Origin of the sequence: Proteus sp. G2626, from assembly GCF_009915985.1 — a bacterium.
Taxonomy (GTDB): Bacteria; Pseudomonadota; Gammaproteobacteria; order Enterobacterales; family Enterobacteriaceae; genus Proteus; species Proteus vulgaris.
Map to the genome: position 1 here is coordinate 122,855 of NZ_JAABNH010000007.1, position 20,570 is coordinate 143,424.

Annotated in this window: 16 protein-coding genes and 1 tRNA gene; 10 read left to right on the forward strand and 7 right to left on the reverse strand. The window is 38.0% G+C overall.

Annotated features, from left to right (window positions below):
• Window positions 1-2: 2 nt before the first annotated feature.
• Together glnE and GWJ05_RS03040 are read right to left on the reverse strand one after the other, a co-directional pair.
• A complete protein-coding gene (gene glnE, locus GWJ05_RS03035; protein ID WP_087803482.1) occupies window positions 3-2,843 on the reverse strand; it encodes a bifunctional [glutamate--ammonia ligase]-adenylyl-L-tyrosine phosphorylase/[glutamate--ammonia-ligase] adenylyltransferase in 2,841 nt (946 codons plus the stop codon).
• 26 nt (window positions 2,844-2,869) lie between these two features.
• Window positions 2,870-3,793: a CYTH domain-containing protein gene (locus GWJ05_RS03040; protein ID WP_103005093.1), complete on the reverse strand. Its 924-nt coding sequence runs from the start codon at window positions 3,791-3,793 to the stop codon at window positions 2,870-2,872.
• A 219-nt stretch (window positions 3,794-4,012) separates the two neighbouring features.
• On the opposite strand from GWJ05_RS03040, the gene GWJ05_RS03045 reads away from it, so the two are divergent.
• Entirely contained in the window at window positions 4,013-4,633 is a 621-nt protein-coding gene (locus GWJ05_RS03045; RefSeq protein ID WP_036934173.1) for a TIGR04211 family SH3 domain-containing protein, read from the forward strand.
• A gap of 27 nt (window positions 4,634-4,660) precedes the next feature.
• Window positions 4,661-5,899 (forward strand): multifunctional CCA addition/repair protein, encoded by a 1,239-nt coding sequence (locus GWJ05_RS03050; RefSeq protein ID WP_161681049.1) that lies wholly within the window; start codon window positions 4,661-4,663, stop codon window positions 5,897-5,899.
• Here GWJ05_RS03050 and folB read toward each other — a convergent pair whose 3' ends face one another.
• The gene (gene folB / locus GWJ05_RS03055) at window positions 5,900-6,250 is read right to left on the reverse strand and encodes a bifunctional dihydroneopterin aldolase/7,8-dihydroneopterin epimerase (RefSeq protein ID WP_103005095.1); all 351 of its coding nucleotides are present in this window, start codon (window positions 6,248-6,250) and stop codon (window positions 5,900-5,902) included.
• A gap of 104 nt (window positions 6,251-6,354) precedes the next feature.
• Here folB and plsY point away from each other — a divergent pair, with 104 nt between their 5' ends.
• Window positions 6,355-7,011 (forward strand): glycerol-3-phosphate 1-O-acyltransferase PlsY, encoded by a 657-nt coding sequence (gene plsY, locus GWJ05_RS03060; RefSeq protein WP_023582777.1) that lies wholly within the window; start codon window positions 6,355-6,357, stop codon window positions 7,009-7,011.
• A gap of 70 nt (window positions 7,012-7,081) precedes the next feature.
• Here the strand turns inward: plsY and tsaD are convergent, their stop codons facing one another.
• Entirely contained in the window at window positions 7,082-8,104 is a 1,023-nt protein-coding gene (gene tsaD, locus GWJ05_RS03065) for a tRNA (adenosine(37)-N6)-threonylcarbamoyltransferase complex transferase subunit TsaD (protein WP_036934179.1), read from the reverse strand.
• Window positions 8,105-8,446: 342 nt separating this feature from the next.
• On the opposite strand from tsaD, the gene rpsU reads away from it, so the two are divergent.
• From rpsU to GWJ05_RS03095, 6 genes are all read left to right on the forward strand, one after another.
• Window positions 8,447-8,662, forward strand: a complete 216-nt coding sequence (gene rpsU, locus GWJ05_RS03070; RefSeq protein ID WP_001144069.1) for a 30S ribosomal protein S21 — start codon at window positions 8,447-8,449, stop codon at window positions 8,660-8,662.
• 112 nt (window positions 8,663-8,774) lie between these two features.
• On the forward strand, window positions 8,775-10,523 hold the full coding sequence (dnaG, locus tag GWJ05_RS03075) for a DNA primase (RefSeq protein ID WP_036934182.1): 1,749 nt from the start codon (window positions 8,775-8,777) through the stop codon (window positions 10,521-10,523).
• 193 nt (window positions 10,524-10,716) lie between these two features.
• Complete coding sequence (gene rpoD, locus GWJ05_RS03080) at window positions 10,717-12,570, forward strand: RNA polymerase sigma factor RpoD (protein ID WP_036934184.1); 1,854 nt, start codon at window positions 10,717-10,719, stop codon at window positions 12,568-12,570.
• A gap of 333 nt (window positions 12,571-12,903) precedes the next feature.
• Window positions 12,904-12,980 (forward strand) — tRNA-Ile (locus GWJ05_RS03085).
• Window positions 12,981-13,576: 596 nt separating this feature from the next.
• Window positions 13,577-13,936 carry a hypothetical protein gene (locus GWJ05_RS03090; protein ID WP_161681051.1) on the forward strand — a complete coding sequence of 120 codons (360 nt, stop codon included), beginning with the start codon at window positions 13,577-13,579 and terminating at the stop codon, window positions 13,934-13,936.
• Between the two features lie 88 nt (window positions 13,937-14,024).
• Window positions 14,025-14,741, forward strand: a complete 717-nt coding sequence (locus GWJ05_RS03095; RefSeq protein WP_036934188.1) for a scabin-related ADP-ribosyltransferase — start codon at window positions 14,025-14,027, stop codon at window positions 14,739-14,741.
• Between the two features lie 378 nt (window positions 14,742-15,119).
• Here the strand turns inward: GWJ05_RS03095 and GWJ05_RS03100 are convergent, their stop codons facing one another.
• On the reverse strand, window positions 15,120-16,649 hold the full coding sequence (locus GWJ05_RS03100) for a methyl-accepting chemotaxis protein (RefSeq protein ID WP_036934190.1): 1,530 nt from the start codon (window positions 16,647-16,649) through the stop codon (window positions 15,120-15,122).
• 607 nt (window positions 16,650-17,256) lie between these two features.
• Window positions 17,257-18,786, reverse strand: coding sequence for a methyl-accepting chemotaxis protein (locus GWJ05_RS03105; RefSeq protein ID WP_087803401.1), 1,530 nt, complete (start codon window positions 18,784-18,786; stop codon window positions 17,257-17,259).
• 423 nt (window positions 18,787-19,209) lie between these two features.
• On the opposite strand from GWJ05_RS03105, the gene GWJ05_RS03110 reads away from it, so the two are divergent.
• The gene (locus tag GWJ05_RS03110) at window positions 19,210-19,890 is read left to right on the forward strand and encodes an HAD family hydrolase (protein WP_036934195.1); all 681 of its coding nucleotides are present in this window, start codon (window positions 19,210-19,212) and stop codon (window positions 19,888-19,890) included.
• 65 nt (window positions 19,891-19,955) lie between these two features.
• On the opposite strand, the gene GWJ05_RS03115 is transcribed toward GWJ05_RS03110, so the two are convergent.
• Complete coding sequence (locus GWJ05_RS03115) at window positions 19,956-20,531, reverse strand: TerD family protein (protein WP_036934197.1); 576 nt, start codon at window positions 20,529-20,531, stop codon at window positions 19,956-19,958.
• Window positions 20,532-20,570 lie beyond the last annotated feature (39 nt).

Here is a 20,570-nt window from a genome sequence, read left to right on the forward strand (position 1 = left end):
CCTTATTCTTGCTCACCAAGCCACTTTTGTTTACTTTTTAATACCTGTTCTCGCTCTACAATAAAACAATGATTATCCACAATCGCAGGTAACGCTTGTAGCGCAAGATGGTGTAATTCATTACGCAATGTGACATAAGCATGTGTTAAAGCTTGCGCTTCGTCCTCATCCATGACTTGGTATTTTGCCATTAACTCAAAAATACGCACATTATCAGACCACCGTGTTAATGCGGGATATTGATGAGAAAAACGCAATACCAAATATTGTGCGATAAATTCAATATCTGTAATACCGCCTGATGAGTTTTTTAAATCAAACTTGTCAGCTTGTGTTGGTGCAAGATGTTTCACCATTTTTTGGCGCATTTCGCGGACTTCATGTTGTAATACATTGGCATCACGTGAAAGACACAATGTTTCGTGACGAATACGAGAAAACATCTGTTGTAATTGGTCATCCCCATAAATCATTCTTGCACGAATTAAGGCTTGATGTTCCCATGTCCATGCTTCATTTTTCTGATATTCATCGAAAGCTTGGATCGTACTTACTAGCATTCCTGATTCACCAGATGGACGTAAACGCGCATCGACTTCATACAATACGCCAGAGGAAGTTCGCGTACTAAATAAATGGATAATGCGTTGAGCTAGGCGCAGGTAAAACTGACGAGCATCAATCTTTTTTGCCCCCGTTGTCACGATATTCATTGGACAATCTAATAAAAACACCAAGTCCAAATCAGAGCTATACCCTAATTCCCATCCCCCTAATTTACCATACCCAATAACGGCAAATCCCAGCCCATCACGATTGGCTAAATGTTCAGGCTCACCATAGCGTTTCACCATATACGACCAAGCTTGATGAACAACAGCATGAATGATGGCTTCCGCTAGATACGTCAGGTGATCGCTGACTTTCATCACAGGTAATACCCCTGTAATATCTTCCGCTGCAATACGCAACAATTGCGCTTGTTTAAATTGGCGTAGTGCTTCTAGTCGTTGCTCTTCATCTTCTTCTGGCACACGTAATAAATATTGACGTAACTCATCACGATACGCATCTAAAGGTAGTGGCTGGTAGAGGGAGTTAGGATCAAGCAATTCATCTAACAGTAAAGGATGAAGTGCCAACTGTTCCGCAATCATTGGAGATGCTGCACATAATCGTATGACATGAGTGAGAACTTCATCAGACTCTTGCATCAACTCTAAATAGGTTGTGCGACTGACAATGCTCAATAGTAACGGGGTGACTCGTTGTAACATGACTAACGCTGGAGATTGCTGGCAAATCTTAGCCAATAATTTTGGCATTAATGTATCAAGAACATCTCGCCCTCTTGGTCCTATCGTTCGCTTACCAATATCTTGGCGAAATATCTGTAATGTCTGATTAATCGCATTCAGTGACTCAACGGTGAGTGATTGATGAAATAATGTCGAAGTTTCAGGCAAACGTCCAAGTAACCAAAGACGTTTAAACTCAGAAGTATCTTCTTCTTCTTCATTTTCATCTTCTTCACCAATTAATTGCGTGAAAATAACAGAAACGGCTTGCATTTTGTGGTTAATTTCTTGATAAAGCATTTCCCAGTTATCATATCCCATGGCAAAAGTGAGTCGTGCTTTATCCTCTTCACTATCTGGTAAGGTTTGCGTTTGCTGATCGTCAATGGATTGTAATAAGTTTTCTAATCGACGAAGAAAGAGATAGCTTTCAGCTAATTGCGCGGTTTCTTTTTCTGTTAATAATTCAAGCGTTGTGATCGCCTTTAATACTGTTAATAGTGAGTTACTCTGTAAATCAGGCTCTCTGCCACCGCGAATTAACTGAAAAACTTGTGTAATAAATTCGATTTCACGAATTCCACCTGCACCGAGTTTGATGTTATCAATCATGCCACGGCGACGTACTTCACGACTTATCATGGATTTCATATTTCGTAGCGATTGAATAACACTGAAATCAATATAGCGACGATAAACAAAAGGACGTAGCATTTGACGTAAAACTTGGCAATACGCTTTCTTTTCTGCCCCTAATACGCGCGCTTTGATCATTGCATAGCGCTCCCAGTCTCGCCCTTGCTCTTGGTAATAATCTTCAAGCGCTGCAAAACTCATTACCAAAGGCCCACTTTCTCCAAATGGACGCAATCGCATATCAACACGATAGACGAAGCCATCAATAGTGTGTTGATCCAGTACTTTAATCAACTTTTGGCCTAATCGTGTAAAAAACTGGGCATTATCAAGTTCTCGACGTCCACCTTGTGTAAATCCATTTTCAGGATAAGCAAAAATTAAGTCGATATCGGAAGAAAAGTTAAGTTCAAATCCGCCTAATTTCCCCATGCCTAAAATCAGCAATGGTTGAGGTTTACCTTCACTATCACAAGGCGTTCCCCATTGTTGGCAACATTGCTGATAAAGCGTATCTCTTGCAACACAAATGAGTGTTTCAGCCAGTACGCTTAAGTGTTTTAGCGCACAAGGTATATCGACTAATTGGAAAAATTGTAACCATGCTATTCGTATTAATTGTTGATGACGAAATTGACGCAATATCCGCATAACAGCATCTTCATTATCAATATTGGCTAACATAGCTGTTAATTGAGTTTCATAATTCTGCCATTCAACACCCGAGGGGGGATTTTTCCTGATATCAGTCAACCATTGAGGATTAACGCGTAAATGCTCTGTTGCAAACGGGCTAAAAGCAAAAAACTGTTGCTCTGATTCACTAAAAGGCGCTAACGCATTTAATTGAGCAGAAAACCCACACTGTGCTTTATCCCACAATGATTGAAATACACTGATAACAGACATAAATAGACTCTCACGTTGTCAGGAAATTAAGCAATAGACAATAACCATGCCGTAGAAGATAACTTAAAGTTCAACCATAAAACATGATAATAGTCGGTTGCAGTTGTAAATGTTAACGGCGAAATGGCATTGAGTGAATGTTGCATAGAAGCAGGCAAATCAGCCTGTTTTTTACACCAGTCAGAAAATAACGCTAACATTGCTGGCATAGTAATTGTTGGTGGAATTGGATTAGCAAAAATGGCCTCTTCCAATGCCTGTATTGCACTTAGCCATTTAGTGAGTTGTTGAGCTGTTGTATCACTGGGAGAAAGGTTTACTACACTCAACGATAACGATGGTTTATCTTTTGCTAGATAATAGCCTCTCGCAGCTTTACTGCGGGAGGCAAGGCGTAATCCGCCTTTTTCACCTAAATACGTCGCTAATGCAATAACATCTGACACATTGCCTTTTTTAAGTTCTAGCTCAAACTCTTCAATAGGTAATTCATATTGTTCGGTACGGATCGTGCCTTTATCTAAAACCACCTCAATTTGGCTATTTTGGTACTCGACAAGCCAGATTTCACGATAAAAATCCGTATGAAATAGCACATTAAGTCGAGATTCCAATAAAGCAATATCAGTCTTTTCTGGCCAAATTTCAGTAGGGAAACGCGCTAATTCTAATTTAGGTTGTGCTAATTCAACGTTATATTCTGGACGTTGATGTAACCCAGCAACGACGTTGCCTGCTGTTTTAATCGTCATCTCATAACTTTCATCAACACCACGAATACGTAATCCCATATCCCAACGACGAATTTGATTATCAGCAGTCTCAAAGTAAAGATTAGTCAGCTTTTTAGGAGCAGAATGCTGATGTGGTAAAGTCAGAATGCGCTGAATAATATGAGGAATAGCGGCAGGTATGGCACTCATTTTGAGTTCAGTTTCTAATTGGCTCATTCTATTTCCCTTAAGTAAATCAATTGATTAGTAAAATATTTGACGCATTTTCATTTAGCAAGTGATAGCCTAATAACAATAATGAATAAAAGGCAGATTATCCCTATATTCTACCAGTTAAGACTGTTCTCATTCTGGTTTACTATTTGCTTACGCAAACTTTACTCTTTAGTATCAGTAAAAATATTCTCTTGTATAGATAAAAAAGTTGAAAACATAATGCGAAAATTACCCTTACTTTTTATTTCCTTACTTGGCTTAGGTATCTCTCTGAGCTCACACGCAGAAACTCGCTATGTTTCCGATGAATTATCCACTTATGTGCATAGTGGACCAGGAAATCAGTATCGAATTGTTGGCTCTTTAAATTCAGGTTCAACAGTGACTGTACTTTCTCGTAATGCGGCAACGGGTTATGTACAAATTAAAGACGATAAAGATCGTACTGTTTGGTTGCCAGAAAACCAACTGAGTACCCAACCAAGCATGCGTACTCGTATTCCTGCTATGGAAAAAGAGATCCAAACACTGCGCGATAAACTGGCGAATATCGATCAAAGCTGGAATCAACGTACTATAGATATGCAAAATAAAGTTTCAAACAGCGATGACATTATCAACGGATTGAAAAAAGAAAATGAGCAGATGAGAACAAAACTTGCTGTTGCTGAGAAAAAACTTGATTTTGCTAATCAACAGTTAGATGACAGACAACGCGACATCATCTTACAGTGGTTTATGTATGGTGGAGGTGTTGCCGGTGCAGGTCTTATTTTTGGTCTGATCCTTCCGCATATCATTCCTCGTCGCCGTAAACGCAACGATCGTTGGATGAACTAACATTCAGCCAAAAGGAATCATGATCCCGTGAAAATATATCTGGTTGGTGGCGCTGTACGTGACCAATTATTACAGATGCCAGTAAAAGACAGAGATTGGGTCGTTGTCGGCGCAACACCTGAAGAGCTGTTACAACAAGGCTATCAACAAGTTGGGAAAGATTTTCCCGTTTTTCTTCATCCTGATACACACGAAGAATATGCCCTTGCGCGCACGGAGAGAAAATCAGGCTCTGGCTACACGGGATTTACCTGCTACGCGGCACCAGATGTTACCTTAGAAGATGATTTAGCCCGTCGAGATCTCACCATTAACGCTATTGCTTATTCTGCCGATAGCGAATATGTCGACCCTTATCACGGCATAGATGACATCAATGCAAGATTACTTCGCCATGTCTCTGACGCATTTTCAGAAGATCCCTTAAGAGTTCTACGTGTTGCACGATTTGCGGCTCGATTTGCGCCTTTAGATTTTAGCGTAGCACCAGAAACGCTGCAGTTAATGAAAGTAATGGCGCAAAGTGGCGAACTAAATGCATTAACGGCAGAACGCGTTTGGAAAGAGACTGAAAAGGCCCTTGAGAGTCCTGCACCTCAGGTTTACTTCGAAGTTTTACGCCAATGTGGTGCTTTAAAAATTCTTTTCCCTGAAATTGATGCCCTGTTTGGTATTCCTGCCCCTGAAAAATGGCATCCTGAAATTGATACCGGCCTTCACGCTATGATGGTACTTAATATCGCTAGCCAATTAACAAATGATATTGCTGTACGCTTTAGTGCTTTATGTCATGATTTGGGAAAAGGATTAACACCACCTGAAAAATGGCCTCATCATCATGGACATGGTCCAGCAGGTGTACCTTTAGTTGAAGCATTATGCCAACGCTATCGTATTCCAAACCATATTCGTGATCTGGCTCGCTTAACAGCAAAATTTCACGATCATATCCATCGTATTGATAGAATGCGCCCTTCTAAAATAATCCACTTATTTGATGCCATTGATGCATGGCGAAAACCTGAACGGGTTGAGCAATTAGCGATGGTGAGTGAAGCTGATGCAAGAGGACGCAAAGGATTAGAAAATATCGTTTATCCTCAGCGCACGTTTCTTTGCCAAGCTTTTGCAATAGCCAATAGCGTAGATATAAAACCAATAATTGAAAGTGGATTAAAAGGCAGTGCAATACGAGAGGCGTTAACAAAACAACGAGAAGTCGCGATTATAGAATGGAAATCGCGACTTAATCAGGATAACGAATAATTAAGCCTTACGCTCAATAATTACCCCCACACTTGTCGCTTGAGCTACTGCACCTGGTTTAGCTAATTTAATTTTTACTCTAGGCACAGAAAATTGAGTTATCAAGAGCTGCGCCACTTCTTCTGCAACACGTTCAACCAGCTCAAAACATCGTGTCTCAACATAATTAATGATTGCATTACTTACACTGGCATAGTCTAAACAATGAGCAACATCATCGGTTTGGGATGCGCGTTTGTTATCCCATTCCATTTCGATATCGAACACTAATTTTTGTTTTATGTTTTTTTCCCAATCATAAACACCGATTGTAGTTATTACTGATAATTGCTCAATAAATACGATATCCATCACGTCATCTCTTATTTTTTCTGCTCATCGGATACCACTTCCGATGAAATATGCGTATTATCCATACATGCCTAACGAACTTACATAAACATTGGAGAATACAAATGAGTGCTAACGCACTTGGAATGATCATCTTCGCCTACTTGTGCGGCTCAATCTCCAGCGCGATATTGATTTGCCGACTGGCAAGATTACCTGATCCAAGAAAATTTGGCTCTGGCAATCCCGGAGCGACCAACGTCCTACGTATTGGTGGAAAAGCAGCCGCTGCGGCAGTTCTTATCTGTGACGTCCTAAAAGGGATGATCCCTGTTTGGCTCGCCTATTATTTAAATGTGCCTCCTTTTTACCTCGGCATTGTTGCCATCGCTGCTTGTCTTGGTCATATCTACCCCGTTTTCTTCCACTTTAAAGGCGGAAAAGGGGTTGCTACGGCCTTTGGGGCTATTGCCGCCATTGGTTGGGATTTAAGTGGCCTTATTGCTGGAACTTGGTTACTCACCGTATTACTCAGTGGCTATTCATCGCTTGGCGCTATTATCAGCGCATTGCTTGCCCCTTTTTATGTTTGGTGGTTTAAGCCAGAATTCACTTATCCCGTTGCTTTACTATCATGTCTGGTACTTTACCGTCATCACGACAATATTCAACGTTTATGGCGTGGCCAAGAAAGCCGGATCTGGCATAAGTTAAAAAAGAAAACAGAAAAAACAGAAAAAGAGATTATTCAAGAAGCTAAAGAGCAAGAAAAAGAAGATTAATCTCACTCAGACCTAAAGATAAATTGCACAAAAAAGCCACTTAATAGTGGCTTTTCTTTATACTGATACGCTATTTATTTTCCAGTGCAGGCAATTGCGCTAATGGCCAACGAGGCCTAACCGTCACACTTAGAGGGCCTTCAGTACCGCCTTTAAAACGGATCATGCCTGCTAATGCGATCATGGCGCCATTATCAGTACACAATTCAGGACGAGCATAGAAAACTTCCCCACCTAATTGCTTCATCACCGCTTCCATTTTAGCTCGCAATGTACGATTTGCACTCACGCCACCTGCCATCACTAAACGCTTAAAGCCGGTTTGCTCTAAAGCTCTACGACATTTTATCGCCAAAGTATCAACGACAGCATCTTCAAAAGCACGAGCAATATCAGCACGAGTTTGGTCTGAGTCATCATTTTGGCGAATGGTATTAGCAGCAAACGTTTTTAAGCCTGAAAAGCTAAAATCAAGACCAGGTCGGTCTGTCATTGGGCGAGGGAAAACAAATCGCCCTTCGGTGCCTTGTTGTGCCATTTTCGATAATACAGGGCCTCCGGGATAATCGAGTCCCAGTAATTTAGCTGTTTTATCAAAAGCTTCTCCAGCGGCATCATCAATAGACTCACCTAATAAAGCGTATTCACCTATTCCTGTCACACTAATTAATTGTGTGTGACCACCTGACACTAACAACGCGACAAAAGGAAATTCAGGCGTTTTTTCTTCAAGCATTGGCGCTAATAAATGGCCTTCCATATGATGAACCGGAATAGCGGGAACATCCCATGCAAAAGCTAATGAACGCCCGATAGTTGCCCCCACAAGTAATGCGCCAACAAGACCTGGGCCTGCTGTGTAAGCAACCGCATCAATATCTTTTGCCGTTAAATTTGCTTCTTTTAGTGCAGCTTGGATAAGAGGCACTGTTTTACGGATATGATCCCGCGAAGCAAGCTCAGGCACCACACCACCATAATCAGCGTGCAGTTTAATTTGACTATAAAGTTGATTCGCTAATAAACCGGCCTTATCATCATAAATTGCAATACCGGTTTCATCACAAGATGTTTCAATACCTAAAACTCGCATAACGCTTCCAAATTCTTCTTCGCAGACACGCGTAATAAATCAATTGTACCATTATTTCGGTGATTTTATACGCCTTCGCAACATCTTTTACATACCAGCATGTGACAAATTCCTTTTTCTGGTCTATAATTACTCACCTATTTTAAGTGATTTAAATGTGTGGTTAGCGACTTTCGCTTTTTGTGTACTCACTAAAAAGACACAAAAGTGAGAGTTTGCGTTTCAATTTTGTGCATCTCTTTACAAAGTGCCCTGCTTTGAAGTAAAATTCCGCACCATTTTAAATGTCGGCTGGCTTAAATAATGCCAGCGCAAACCGATTTCTATTGAGGTGAGAGGCACATGCCGGTAATCAAAGTACGTGAAAACGAGCCATTTGACGTTGCTCTTCGTCGTTTCAAACGCTCTTGTGAAAAAGCAGGCGTATTAGCAGAAGTTCGTCGTCGTGAGTTTTATGAAAAACCAACGACTGAGCGTAAACGCGCTAAAGCATCAGCAGTAAAACGTCACGCTAAAAAATTAGCTCGCGAAAACGCACGTCGTACTCGTCTGTACTAATATTTTGCGGCTTATACCGCAACATATGCAGACACTGTAGTCGCAGTTAAAGGCCGTGCTTTCTTATGAGAGCGCGGCTTATTCTCGTTCAACAACAGGCGTAAAAGGGCTTATGGCTGGACGAATTCCACGTTCATTTATTAATGATTTGCTGGCTCGAACCGATATCATCGATCTTATCGACGCTCGTGTGCCGTTAAAAAAACAAGGCAAAAATCATTCAGCGTGTTGTCCGTTTCATAACGAAAAAACGCCCTCATTCACAGTAAATAGCGACAAACAATTTTATCACTGTTTTGGTTGCGGTGCGCATGGCAATGCTATTGATTTTTTAATGAACTACGACAGGCTCGATTTTGTCGAAACCATTGAAGAGTTAGCAGCAATGCATGGGTTAGAAGTTCCTTATGAATCAGGGACTGGCAGTAGCCCAATTGAACGACATATAAGACAAAATCTCTATCAAGTGATGGAGAAATTGAATCAGTATTATAGTAGCGCACTCAATAAGCCCGATGCTCAGGAAGCTAGAAATTACCTCACGCACCGTGGTCTTAGTGAAGATATTATTAGTCGTTTTTCTATTGGATATGTACCAAGTGGCTGGGATAATGTCCTAAAGCGATTTGGTCAAAATGCCGATAATAAAGCCCTACTTCTTGAAGCAGGCATGGTAATAACTAACGATAATGGTCGTACTTATGACCGTTTTCGCCAGCGAGTCATGTTTCCCATTAGAGATAGACGTGGTCGTGTTATTGCCTTTGGTGGCCGTGTTTTAGGCGATGATTTACCTAAATATTTGAACTCACCAGAAACAGAGATATTCCATAAAGGCCGTCAACTTTACGGCCTTTACGAAGCACAACAATCTAATAATAACGTTACAAAGCTATTAGTTGTTGAAGGCTATATGGATGTTGTGGCATTAGCGCAGTTTGGTATTGATTATGCCGTTGCCTCATTAGGAACCTCTACAACAGCAGAACATATTCAGTTGCTCTTTAGGACAACGGATAACATTATTTGTTGCTATGATGGAGATAGAGCAGGACGTGATGCCGCATGGCGTGCATTAGAAACTGCACTTCCTTTTTTAAATGATGGCCGTTCTTTACGTTTTATGTTTTTACCTGAAGGAGATGATCCAGATTCATTGGTACGTCGTGAAGGTAAAGACGCCTTTGAAAAACGTATGGAGCAAGCGCATTCATTATCAGAATTCCTGTTTGATTCACTCGTTCCGCAAGTGGATCTAAGTACTCAAGAAGGCAATGGTAAGTTATACAGTTTAGCTCGACCATTAATAGATAAGATCCCAAGTGAAACTTTACGTCTATATTTATTAAGAGAGCTTGGAAGCTTAACGGGAAATCCCGACATTGAGCAAATGGATCGTTTATTTGGTAGAACATCGGTAAATCACGAACTATCGTATCAACCGACAATATTACGCCCAACACCCATGCGTATATTAATTGCCCTATTGATACAAAACCCAGAATTCTCTAAATTAGTACCCCCTCTTGAGGGATTGAATACAGAAAAAATTGCAGGTTTGTCACTCTTTATTGAACTTGTTTCAGTTTGCCAAGCACAACCAGGCCTTAATACAGGGCAGATTATTGAACTCTACAGAGAGAATAAATTCGGTAAACAGCTTGAAAAGTTGGCAATGTGGAACGATATAGATATAGATGAGATTGCAGAAAAAACCTTTACAGACACGTTAGATCATCTTTTTCTAACCGCAATGGACGAACGTTTAAACGCTCTTATTGCAAAAGAGAGAACAGAAGGCCTAACGCAAGATGAACGCGAAGAAGTCCAATTGATAATACAGGCACGCGTTAAAAAGTAAATACAGAATACAGAATTAAGATTAAAAACACGGCTTAGTTGCCGCTATCGGTAGGTACTAAAAACCTACATTTGCTACGCTGAGGGGACCGTAGCAATCGACAATGAAAATGCCCCTCCGTAGTTATTGTTGGCTGAACAGTTATCGCCGACCGACACCAACCCAAATTACTTTGAAGTGTGGATACCGTCTTATGGAGCAAAACCCGCAGTCACAGCTGAAGCTACTTGTTACTAAAGGTAAGGAGCAAGGCTACCTGACCTATGCTGAGGTCAATGACCATCTGCCGGAAGATATCGTCGATTCAGATCAAATCGAAGACATCATCCAGATGATTAACGACATGGGCATTCAGGTTATGGAAGAAGCACCTGACGCCGATGATCTGATGCTGGCAGAAAATTCAAATGACACTGATGATGATGCGGCAGAAGCCGCGGCTCAGGTACTTTCTAGTGTAGAATCTGAGATTGGCCGTACAACTGATCCTGTGCGTATGTATATGCGCGAAATGGGTACGGTTGAATTGCTTACCCGGGAAGGTGAAATTGATATCGCAAAACGTATTGAAGATGGTATTAACCAAGTTCAATGCTCTGTTGCTGAATATCCAGAAGCAATTACTTATCTTCTTGAACAATACGATCGTGTTGAAGCTGGTGAAGCACGTCTTTCTGACTTAATTACTGCGTTTATCGACCCAAATGCCGAAGAAGTGGCAGAAAATGAAGTGGTCAATTTAGGCAAAAGTGACGATGACGTTGACGATGCTAAAGACGAAGATGAAGACGAAGATGAAGATGGTGATAATGACAGCGATAGCGATGATGATAACAGCATCGATCCTGAGTTAGCTCGCCAGAAATTTACTGAGCTTCGTGAACAATATGAAAAAACTCGCCAGACTATCAAGGCTAAAGGTCGTAACCACAAAGACACCGAACTTGAAATCTTATTGTTATCTGAAATTTTCAAACAGTTCCGTTTAGTACCGAAACAGTTTGACTATCTGGTTAACAACATGCGTGACATGATGGACCGAGTACGAACTCAAGAACGTCACATCATGCGTCTTTGTGTTGATCAAGTTAAGATGCCTAAGAAAAACTTCATTACGCTGTTTACCGGTAACGAAACCAATGACACGTGGTTCACTGCCGCTCGTGCAATGAATAAACCTTGGTCTGAAAAACTGGCAGGTATTGAAGAAGAAGTACAACGTAGCTTACAAAAGCTACAACAAATTGAAGTTGAAACTGGTCTGACAATCGAACAAGTTAAAGATATTAACCGTCGTATGTCTATCGGTGAAGCAAAAGCACGTCGTGCGAAAAAAGAGATGGTTGAAGCGAACTTACGTTTAGTTATCTCTATCGCGAAAAAATATACCAACCGTGGCTTACAGTTCCTTGACCTGATCCAAGAAGGGAATATCGGTCTGATGAAAGCGGTTGATAAATTTGAATATCGTCGTGGTTATAAATTCTCAACTTACGCAACATGGTGGATCCGCCAAGCAATTACTCGTTCAATCGCTGATCAGGCACGCACAATCCGTATTCCTGTTCACATGATCGAAACGATTAATAAACTGAACCGTATCTCTCGTCAAATGTTGCAAGAGATGGGACGTGAACCTTCACCAGAAGAGCTTGCTGAACGCATGCTGATGCCTGAAGATAAAATCCGTAAGGTACTGAAAATCGCTAAAGAACCAATCTCCATGGAAACCCCAATCGGTGACGATGAAGATTCACATTTAGGTGATTTTATTGAGGATACGACTCTCGAATTACCACTGGATTCTGCAACATCAGAAAGCTTACGTTCGGCAACGCACGAAGTATTAGCTGGTTTAACATTACGTGAAGCGAAAGTCCTGCGTATGCGTTTTGGTATCGATATGAATACTGACCATACTTTGGAAGAAGTAGGTAAACAGTTTGATGTTACCCGTGAACGTATTCGTCAGATTGAAGCAAAGGCACTGCGTAAATTACGCCACCCAAGCCGTTCTGAAGTATTACGTAGCTTCCTTGACGAGTAATTAACTTACTCTCAATCAACGTTATAACAAACGCCAGTGATATCACTGGCGTTTTTTTATCACTAATCACTAAAGTTATCTCTATTTTAGCGACTATTATTGAGTGCTTTGCAACAACCTCTTTCTGCAACGCACATTTATAAAAAATAGCCTTTTTATTTATAATATTACACATCGGCCTAAGCTTATCTCTCCATTCCAACACTAGGTTATTGATATCACAGTTATTCTCTATTTTATTTTTTTATTGTTTAGATTGAACATAAATTGCGCATACAGTCATTCAAAGGCTAGACCTCGTGTCAAATGGCACGTATAATCACACTCCATTAAGGCCCCTTAGCTCAGTTGGTTAGAGCAGTCGACTCATAATCGATTGGTCACTGGTTCAAGTCCAGTAGGGGCCACCAAATTTTAGCTGTTAAATCAGCACATTAAGCCACTTTGGGAAAAGTGGCTTTTTTGTTTTTATAGATCAGTGGCGACAAAATAGCAACAGAGCTTAATTGATGAATCTATTCTCCATAAATTAAAATAAGAAATATTTAATTTATAAAAGACAAGAAGTTTTAGTTTCAAAATTCTATAACGCTTTGAAAAATAAATACTCTCGCGTAAAATGTGGATCATCAATTCCACGTAATGTAACTACTTCTATTATTAATATATAATTCTTTTTTCTACTCTTTAAACTTTGTTCTTTTATTAATAGAAAACTAAAATCTGTTAAACGCCAAATATTCCCCCAGAAAAAACACAACATATTATTTTTTATTTATTTAAGCCAGATAAATCTTCAAGTAATACTTTCATTCTATAAGTATTATTTTTCCATTAATAATATGTTAAAAAAAAACATTTTTTTAAAAAAACCACCTATGTATATTTAGATCGTTTCCATTATTTTGATATAAAGATTAAACCTAACAGTAAATATCAACTATTTAATTAATGGAATAAACAACAATCAAATAAAAATATGGTAAATAATATATAGAGGTTATAAATGAAAAAATTACTTATTATTAGTCTTCTTTCCTTTTCATCATTTTCACATGCCGGTATTGATTTTGACGGCTATTGCAAAAAATTAAATGGAAGTGTAAAAAATGGCAAAATTTCCAGTCTCATGGTTGTAACTAATAGTTATAACGATGGGGAAAAACCAGTATTAACAGCCAATATAAAATTTGCACCTAAGACTGGTGACGCCTATCATTATGGTATTATGTACAATGCCTCTACACTTTACGATATCGCTAAAGTTTCATTTCTGACACAAGCAGATATAGTCATATGCGTTGGGAGTGAAAAAAAAATTCCTGGTAATGATAGCTTATATATGATTGGGTTATCAAAACATTAATTATCCTAAAATAAAAGAAATTATAACTAAATAAAAAAGGAAAATAATATAGCACGATAAAATTTTTATAAAACTACAAGAGGTTATAATGAAAAAAATAATTTTAATTATATTATTTATTTTATTTAATATACAACTATCATATGCTAGACCAGTCAGTAAAGTATATCGAGCGGATTCAAGACCACCAGAAGAGGTTTTTGAAAAAGGATTTGTCGCTTGGGGAAATAATATCAATTTTCATGCTCATGTAAATGGTGTTTCAGGGAGAAGAGGAAGTAAAGATTCTGCATTTATTCCGACAACATCAAGTTTTAAATCAAGTGAAAAATTTGCAAAAGATTTGCTCAATGTCTCAAGCGAAAATAAATCTTATATTTATAAGATAAGACCAACAAATAATTTTTATTCTGCACTTGAAACCGTCTATTATTATCATGATCAAATTAAAGAACGTGTCAGTGACATACTCAGAACCGTATTAACTGAAGAACAAGAATATTCTGCATATATAAATATTCCAAATCAATTAATAGAGCTTGTTACTATCTACACAAAAATAGGTAGTGATATTATTGAAGAAACAATTCCAAACCCTCATTATTCACCAGAAGAAACCCATTCATCTGATGAACCATATAAAGGTTATAACCCATTAAAGATAGATAATTTACCTCACCTTGTAATGGGGTTATCCATGACTAATATAAACAATGAATTAGCAGAGGCATCCGCAGTACTACCGTCATCTTCATTTACTTGGGGGTCAGTACTAAGTACCGTTATGGAAGTAGCAGAATTGTAATTAATAACATCGAGTAACTTGAACCATAAATGCCTCATATTTGCACATTCTATATTGACTAACATAGCTTCATCTTTCGGGTTCTCACCTATAGGTAAGAACCCGTTTTCATCCTAATTCAAATTTAAAATGAGTTAATTAAATTATTATTTATTTTATTGTAATTAAAAATTAATCAGATAAAAAACTTTCTTTTATATAAGTAAGATTAGTAATACGTGCAGTTTTATTTCTCTACTATGTTTTTTATTAATGAGATAACAATAGAAAAAGAATAAAAAAGTATGCTAAATAATCACTCAATAATAAAGCTCACTCTTGTTTTTCACTTAGAGTGAGCCTGATTTAGATATGATATTTAATGACTAGTTAAATTTATTAGTATTGTTCTTTAATTTGAAAGACGGACACTTTATCAGTTAAATTTTGTGCTTTCTCATCTAAAATCATTGTCGAAGTCGCCCCCTGTTCAACCAAAGCTGCATTTTGCTGCACAACAGAATCCATTTGGTTAATGGCTACGGCTATCTGCTCAATGCCCACTTTTTGTTCTTCTGATGCAATACTAATACCCTGCATAATATCGCTGACTTTAGTAATAGAAGAAACGATGTCTTGCATATGTTCACCTGTTCTATTGACTAATTCACGACCATGCGCCACATCAGCTACGGACTCTCTGATGATTTGGTTAATTTCACGCGCAGCATCAGCACTTCTTGCCGCTAAATTTCTCACTTCTGTTGCAACAACAGTAAATCCACGGCCTTGCTCACCCGCACGAGCTGCTTCAACCGCAGCATTTAATGCAAGAATATTAGTTTGGCTTGCAATGTTATTAACCACATCATTGATTTCAGCAACTTTTAATGTTCCTACTTCGATCTTTTTCATCGAGCTAATTGCATCATTCATGATATTAGAACCATCAATCGCTAAATCACGCGTTTCCGCTGTAATAGAGTTTGCTAAAATCGCATTATCGGTATTATTAACAACAGCAATTTTTATCTCTTCCATACTGGCTGCTGTTTGTTGTAGGGCACTTGCTTGCTCCTCAGTGCGAGAAGAGAGATCTTGGTTGCCAGAAGCAATCTCTGCTGAGCTCTTTTTGATCTCTAATGCTTCTTCTTTAACAAGTTGAATAGTAGATGTTAGCGAAGTTTGCATATTGCCTACATTAGAAAACAAAGTTCCAAATTCATCATTTCGTTTCTTCGGTAAGGTAAAACTTAAATCCCCCTCTCCCACTTTCTGCAAAATGGCAGATAATGTATTCAGATTAAAGATAAACGTTTTATTTACCCATCGAATGACAATATAAAGAAGAACAAGGATCACGCCAAGCGCAATGATAGTTGTGTAAATCGATAGCTGCACCATCCAAGCTTGTTGTGCTTTAATATCATCATTTACACCTTTAGTGATCACTAGATATTCATCAAAAAGATCTGAAAGTCTAGAAAAGTCATTTGATAGATTGGTTTCTGTATAAGCTAATGTATCAATAGGTGCAATAAGCTCATCAAGAAGGTAATAGAATAAGACTGAAAGTTGTTCTGAGTTACGTTGCGCATCAGGGCTTATTTTCTTTTCTTCTACCCAATGCGTGATAGTTGCTTTTGATTTTGTTGCCAACTCTTTTGCTTCAACAACAAGTGATTTAATCGTTTCTTGCTTATCTTCATTCGTCATTGTTTTCAATAACATCAGGTAATTGACGTGAGAACGAATAGTGGCTAATTCATATCTCGCTTCTTGAACATTATTCAATCTAGTATTCAAGGAATCCAATGATGCAAAGTTTCCTTGCATTCGATAAATAAAAAATGACGACAATACTGATGATAATAAGAAAATGACTAACAGTATAATGGAACCTACTTTAGCTGATCTTTCAATACTCATGAAATAATCCACCCCGGCAATTAAATAATACAAATGTACTCATTTATCGGCACGAAATAGATTTTATTTACTTATTAATCAGAATTATCGACACAATGCTTTATCTACATTCTCAATCAATGATGTTAATTAGTTTTTTCTGCTTATTTTTACATCTTAATCTAGATGATATACCAATATGAAATAATATTTTGGTGTTATTAATTAATTACTCTGGCTGGAAAACGCTTCTGATTGAAATGACATGCAGATAACTCTTTTGTATTTCGCACAAAATGACAAACATCACGAATAGATTAATATTTTTTAAGTATTTTACGAATTAACTCATAAAGGTGTAGGGAGCCAACTTGCATTTGGTGATGTAGGCGAGGGTTTTGTTAAATTTAATATGTCAACTACCTTTGTACAACCGGTTACTGAAAAAGCAGGAACGGTCAGTATCCCAATGTGAGCACGTTATATTCGTGTTGATAACCGCTTATCCGCAGAGGTTCTGCCAATGGTGCGACGACCTTTATGATTGAATATTATTAATCCCTTATTCCGTTTACCAGAATAGAATAAAAAACCACTCTGATAGTTAATTCAGAGTGGTTTTTTATCATTATAATGCTTGCTCTTCTATTTGAAACACTGCCACATTATCCATCAATACCTGCGCTTTTTCGTCTAACATCATCGTTGAAGATGCACCTTGATCCACTAAAGAAGCGTTTTGCTGTACAACGGTATCCATCTGATTAATTGCCACTGCAATTTGTTCAATACCAACACGTTGCTCTTCTGAAGCAAGACTTATCCCTTTCATAATATTGTTTACTTTTGCAATTGAAGCGACAATTTCTTGCATGTGTTCCCCTGTTTTATTAACAAGCGAAGTTCCTTCAGCCACATCTTCTATAGATGCTTTTAATATCTGACTTATTTCTTTTGCCGCATCTGCACTTTTAGAGGCTAAATTTCGCACCTCTGCAGCAACTACAGTAAAACCGCGTCCTTGTTCTCCTGCTCTTGCAGCCTCTACTGCAGCATTTAACGCTAAAATATTTGTTTGACTCGCGAGATTATTGATGACGTCATTAATCTCACCCACTTTTAACGCACCTTGCTCAATCTTTTTCATCGACGAGATAGCTTCTTTCATCACACTAGCACCATCTCTAACGATGTCATTGGATTGATTAATAATCACATTCGCTTCTTGGGTGTTTTCGGTGTTATTAGCTACTGCCGTTTTAATTTCTTCCATACTAGCAGCTGTTTGCTGCAGTGCGCTCGCTTGTTCTTCAGTACGAGAAGAAAGTTCTTGATTACCTGATGCAATTTCCGAAGCACCTCGTTTTATCTCTAAAGTTTCTCTTTTTACCGTAAGAATGGTAGAGATTAATGCTTTTTGCATATTACCAACATGAAAAAATAGCTCACCAAACTCATCTTTTCTCATTTTAGGTAAAGTAAAAACTAATTCACCTTTACCCACTTTATTTAAAATATCAGACAGCGAATGAAGATTAGAAATAAATATTTTATTTACCCAAATAATAACAAAACATAAAATAAACACTAAAATTAGTAATGAAATAATGGTTGAGTAAAGAGAAAATTCAACCATATTTTTTTGGTTATTAATAAGAGAAGCACTATTCTTAGCTTTAATAGCAACGTAATTATCAAATAAAGTATTTAATTTTTCAAAATCCTGGTCAAATTCTTTATCCTTTACTTTTATTGCCCCAGGATCGTTTGATATAACAATTAATCTATCAACTAAATTATAAAATAATTTTGCGATAGCATCGACGCTTTGCTGTGCTTCTATACTGACTTTTTTCTCTTTTACCCACTCGCCCATTGTTTTTTTGGCTCTTATGGCTATATTTTTATTTTTCTCAATAATTTCAATATATTTTTCATTTGCCAATGCGGTATCTTGCGCCAAGAAATTTACATTAGAACGCATAATTGCTAATTCATAGCGCGCCATCATTACGTCCGTATAACGTGTTAGCAGTGTTTCCACTTGAGTAAAATTATTTTTCATTTTATAAATAAAGAATGAAGATAATGCAGAAGATATAATAAAAACCAAGAACAATACAGACGCACCTATCTTAGCAGTTCGTTTAATACTCATAATAAAAACACCTATATGTATATATCGATAATATTTATTTTCTTATCGACTAAGATGTTTTTTTATTTAATTAAGACAAGCATTTATAAGTTAATGTTTTTTATTTTCAAAAAATGAATCTATCAATAATCAATCACTCTACTTTAAATAAATAATCATTTATTTTTACTTTATAAAATATTCCAACCAATATTATTAATAATAAAAAGCCTGCTTTTTATCAAAAGCATGGGTATTCCTATTGGACGGTAAAATTTATTTTTTATTCACCATATAAATAATGCCTTACTCATTCACAATCAAAAAAAAGAAAAAATACTTTATTTTCAACAAGTCACAGACACACTATCTCATTTTGAGAACAATGATATAATAAGTGAAATATTTTTTTGAACTCTGATGATTTACGGAGCCTTACCCTCTATGCAACCCCAATTTGAAAACGCGAAAAATACCGTAAAAACGTTATCAGTGTTTGACTTTGATGGCACGTTAACCTATCGCGACAGTTTTATTCCTTTTCTAAAATTCGCCTTTGGAAGACGTAAATTCTCACGTCGTTTAATTAAAATGGTGTTGCCTACATTACGTTGCTTTAGACGCAAACTGACTCGTGATGAATTAAAAGAAGTGCTTATTAAAACCTTCTTAACCAATATCGATGAGCAATGGCTAAAAGAGAAAGCAGAAGAGTTTTGTCAACTTTACTGGACCAAGTTAATGCGCCCTACTGGCTTATTAGCAGTCGCAGAAGAAATCAAAAGTAATGCTCAAGTCACTATCTGCTCTGCATCACCTGCAATGGTGCTACAGCCTTTTGCTGATAGACTAGGGATTAAATTGATAGGCACCACACTTGAAGTTGTTGATGGAAAATTGACGGGCAAAATTATCGGGAATAACTGTCGCTGTGGTGAAAAAGTTAAACGATTAGAAGGTGTCTACGGGGATTTAACGCAATATCATATGAAAGCTTGGGGGGACTCTCGTGGTGATTATGAATTGCTACTCGCGTCTCAAACACCTCATTGGCGCCAGTTTCATACCGGTCGTCGCAAATCTAAAAACTCACCAATTAAAGTGTCCGTAAAAAAAGAATCTTAGTCGCTGACTGTTCTCTTATCAATACAAACAACAAGCCCCCGCTAATGCGAGGGCTAAATAAAGTCTTAGATATTTACGCCGTGCTGTGCCGCTAATGCACCTAATCCACCGGCAAAACCTTGGCCAACAGCTTTGAATTTCCACTCTGAACCATGACGATATAACTCACCAAAGATCATTGCCGTTTCTGTAGAAGCATCTTCAGAAAGATCAAAGCGTGCAATCTCAGTATTATTGTCGTTGTTATAAACGCGCATAAAACTGTTGCTTACCATACCAAAGTTTTGTTTACGATTTTCAGCATCATAAATAGTGACTGCAAAGACCAGTTTTTTCACTTCAGCAGGGACTTTTGATAAAGTGATTTTGACTTGTTCATCATCACCATCGCCTTCCCCAGTACGGTTATCTCCTTGGTGTTCAACGCTTCCACATTGACTCACTTTGTTATTAAAGAAGATAAAACTGGCGTCTGAAAGTACTTTTCCATCTTCACCAACCATGAATACTGACGCATCTAAATCAAATTCTGCGCCATCTGTCACGCGGGCATCCCATCCTAGACCAACCATAGCAACCGACATTGTTGGTGCTTCTTTAGTCAGAGAAACATTACCACCTTTAACGAGGGAAACTGCCATATCAAAGCTCCTACTTTATTGAATAAACTAGCAATCACT

What these genes read in the sequence shown, in the direction of transcription:
- GWJ05_RS03095 (WP_036934188.1), top strand. Translation starts at nt 14,025, where the DNA reads ATGAAAAAAATAATTTTAATTATATTATTTATTTTATTTAATATACAA.
- GWJ05_RS03105 (WP_087803401.1), bottom strand. Translation starts at nt 18,786, where the DNA reads ATGAGTATTAAACGAACTGCTAAGATAGGTGCGTCTGTATTGTTCTTG.
- GWJ05_RS03110 (WP_036934195.1), top strand. Translation starts at nt 19,210, where the DNA reads ATGCAACCCCAATTTGAAAACGCGAAAAATACCGTAAAAACGTTATCA.
- folB (WP_103005095.1), bottom strand. Translation starts at nt 6,250, where the DNA reads ATGGATATCGTATTTATTGAGCAATTATCAGTAATAACTACAATCGGT.
- GWJ05_RS03100 (WP_036934190.1), bottom strand. Translation starts at nt 16,649, where the DNA reads ATGAGTATTGAAAGATCAGCTAAAGTAGGTTCCATTATACTGTTAGTC.
- dnaG (WP_036934182.1), top strand. Translation starts at nt 8,775, where the DNA reads ATGGCTGGACGAATTCCACGTTCATTTATTAATGATTTGCTGGCTCGA.
- GWJ05_RS03115 (WP_036934197.1), bottom strand. Translation starts at nt 20,531, where the DNA reads ATGGCAGTTTCCCTCGTTAAAGGTGGTAATGTTTCTCTGACTAAAGAA.
- GWJ05_RS03040 (WP_103005093.1), bottom strand. Translation starts at nt 3,793, where the DNA reads ATGAGCCAATTAGAAACTGAACTCAAAATGAGTGCCATACCTGCCGCT.
- rpoD (WP_036934184.1), top strand. Translation starts at nt 10,717, where the DNA reads ATGGAGCAAAACCCGCAGTCACAGCTGAAGCTACTTGTTACTAAAGGT.
- rpsU (WP_001144069.1), top strand. Translation starts at nt 8,447, where the DNA reads ATGCCGGTAATCAAAGTACGTGAAAACGAGCCATTTGACGTTGCTCTT.
- tsaD (WP_036934179.1), bottom strand. Translation starts at nt 8,104, where the DNA reads ATGCGAGTTTTAGGTATTGAAACATCTTGTGATGAAACCGGTATTGCA.
- glnE (WP_087803482.1), bottom strand. Translation starts at nt 2,843, where the DNA reads ATGTCTGTTATCAGTGTATTTCAATCATTGTGGGATAAAGCACAGTGT.
- plsY (WP_023582777.1), top strand. Translation starts at nt 6,355, where the DNA reads ATGAGTGCTAACGCACTTGGAATGATCATCTTCGCCTACTTGTGCGGC.
- GWJ05_RS03045 (WP_036934173.1), top strand. Translation starts at nt 4,013, where the DNA reads ATGCGAAAATTACCCTTACTTTTTATTTCCTTACTTGGCTTAGGTATC.
- GWJ05_RS03090 (WP_161681051.1), top strand. Translation starts at nt 13,577, where the DNA reads ATGAAAAAATTACTTATTATTAGTCTTCTTTCCTTTTCATCATTTTCA.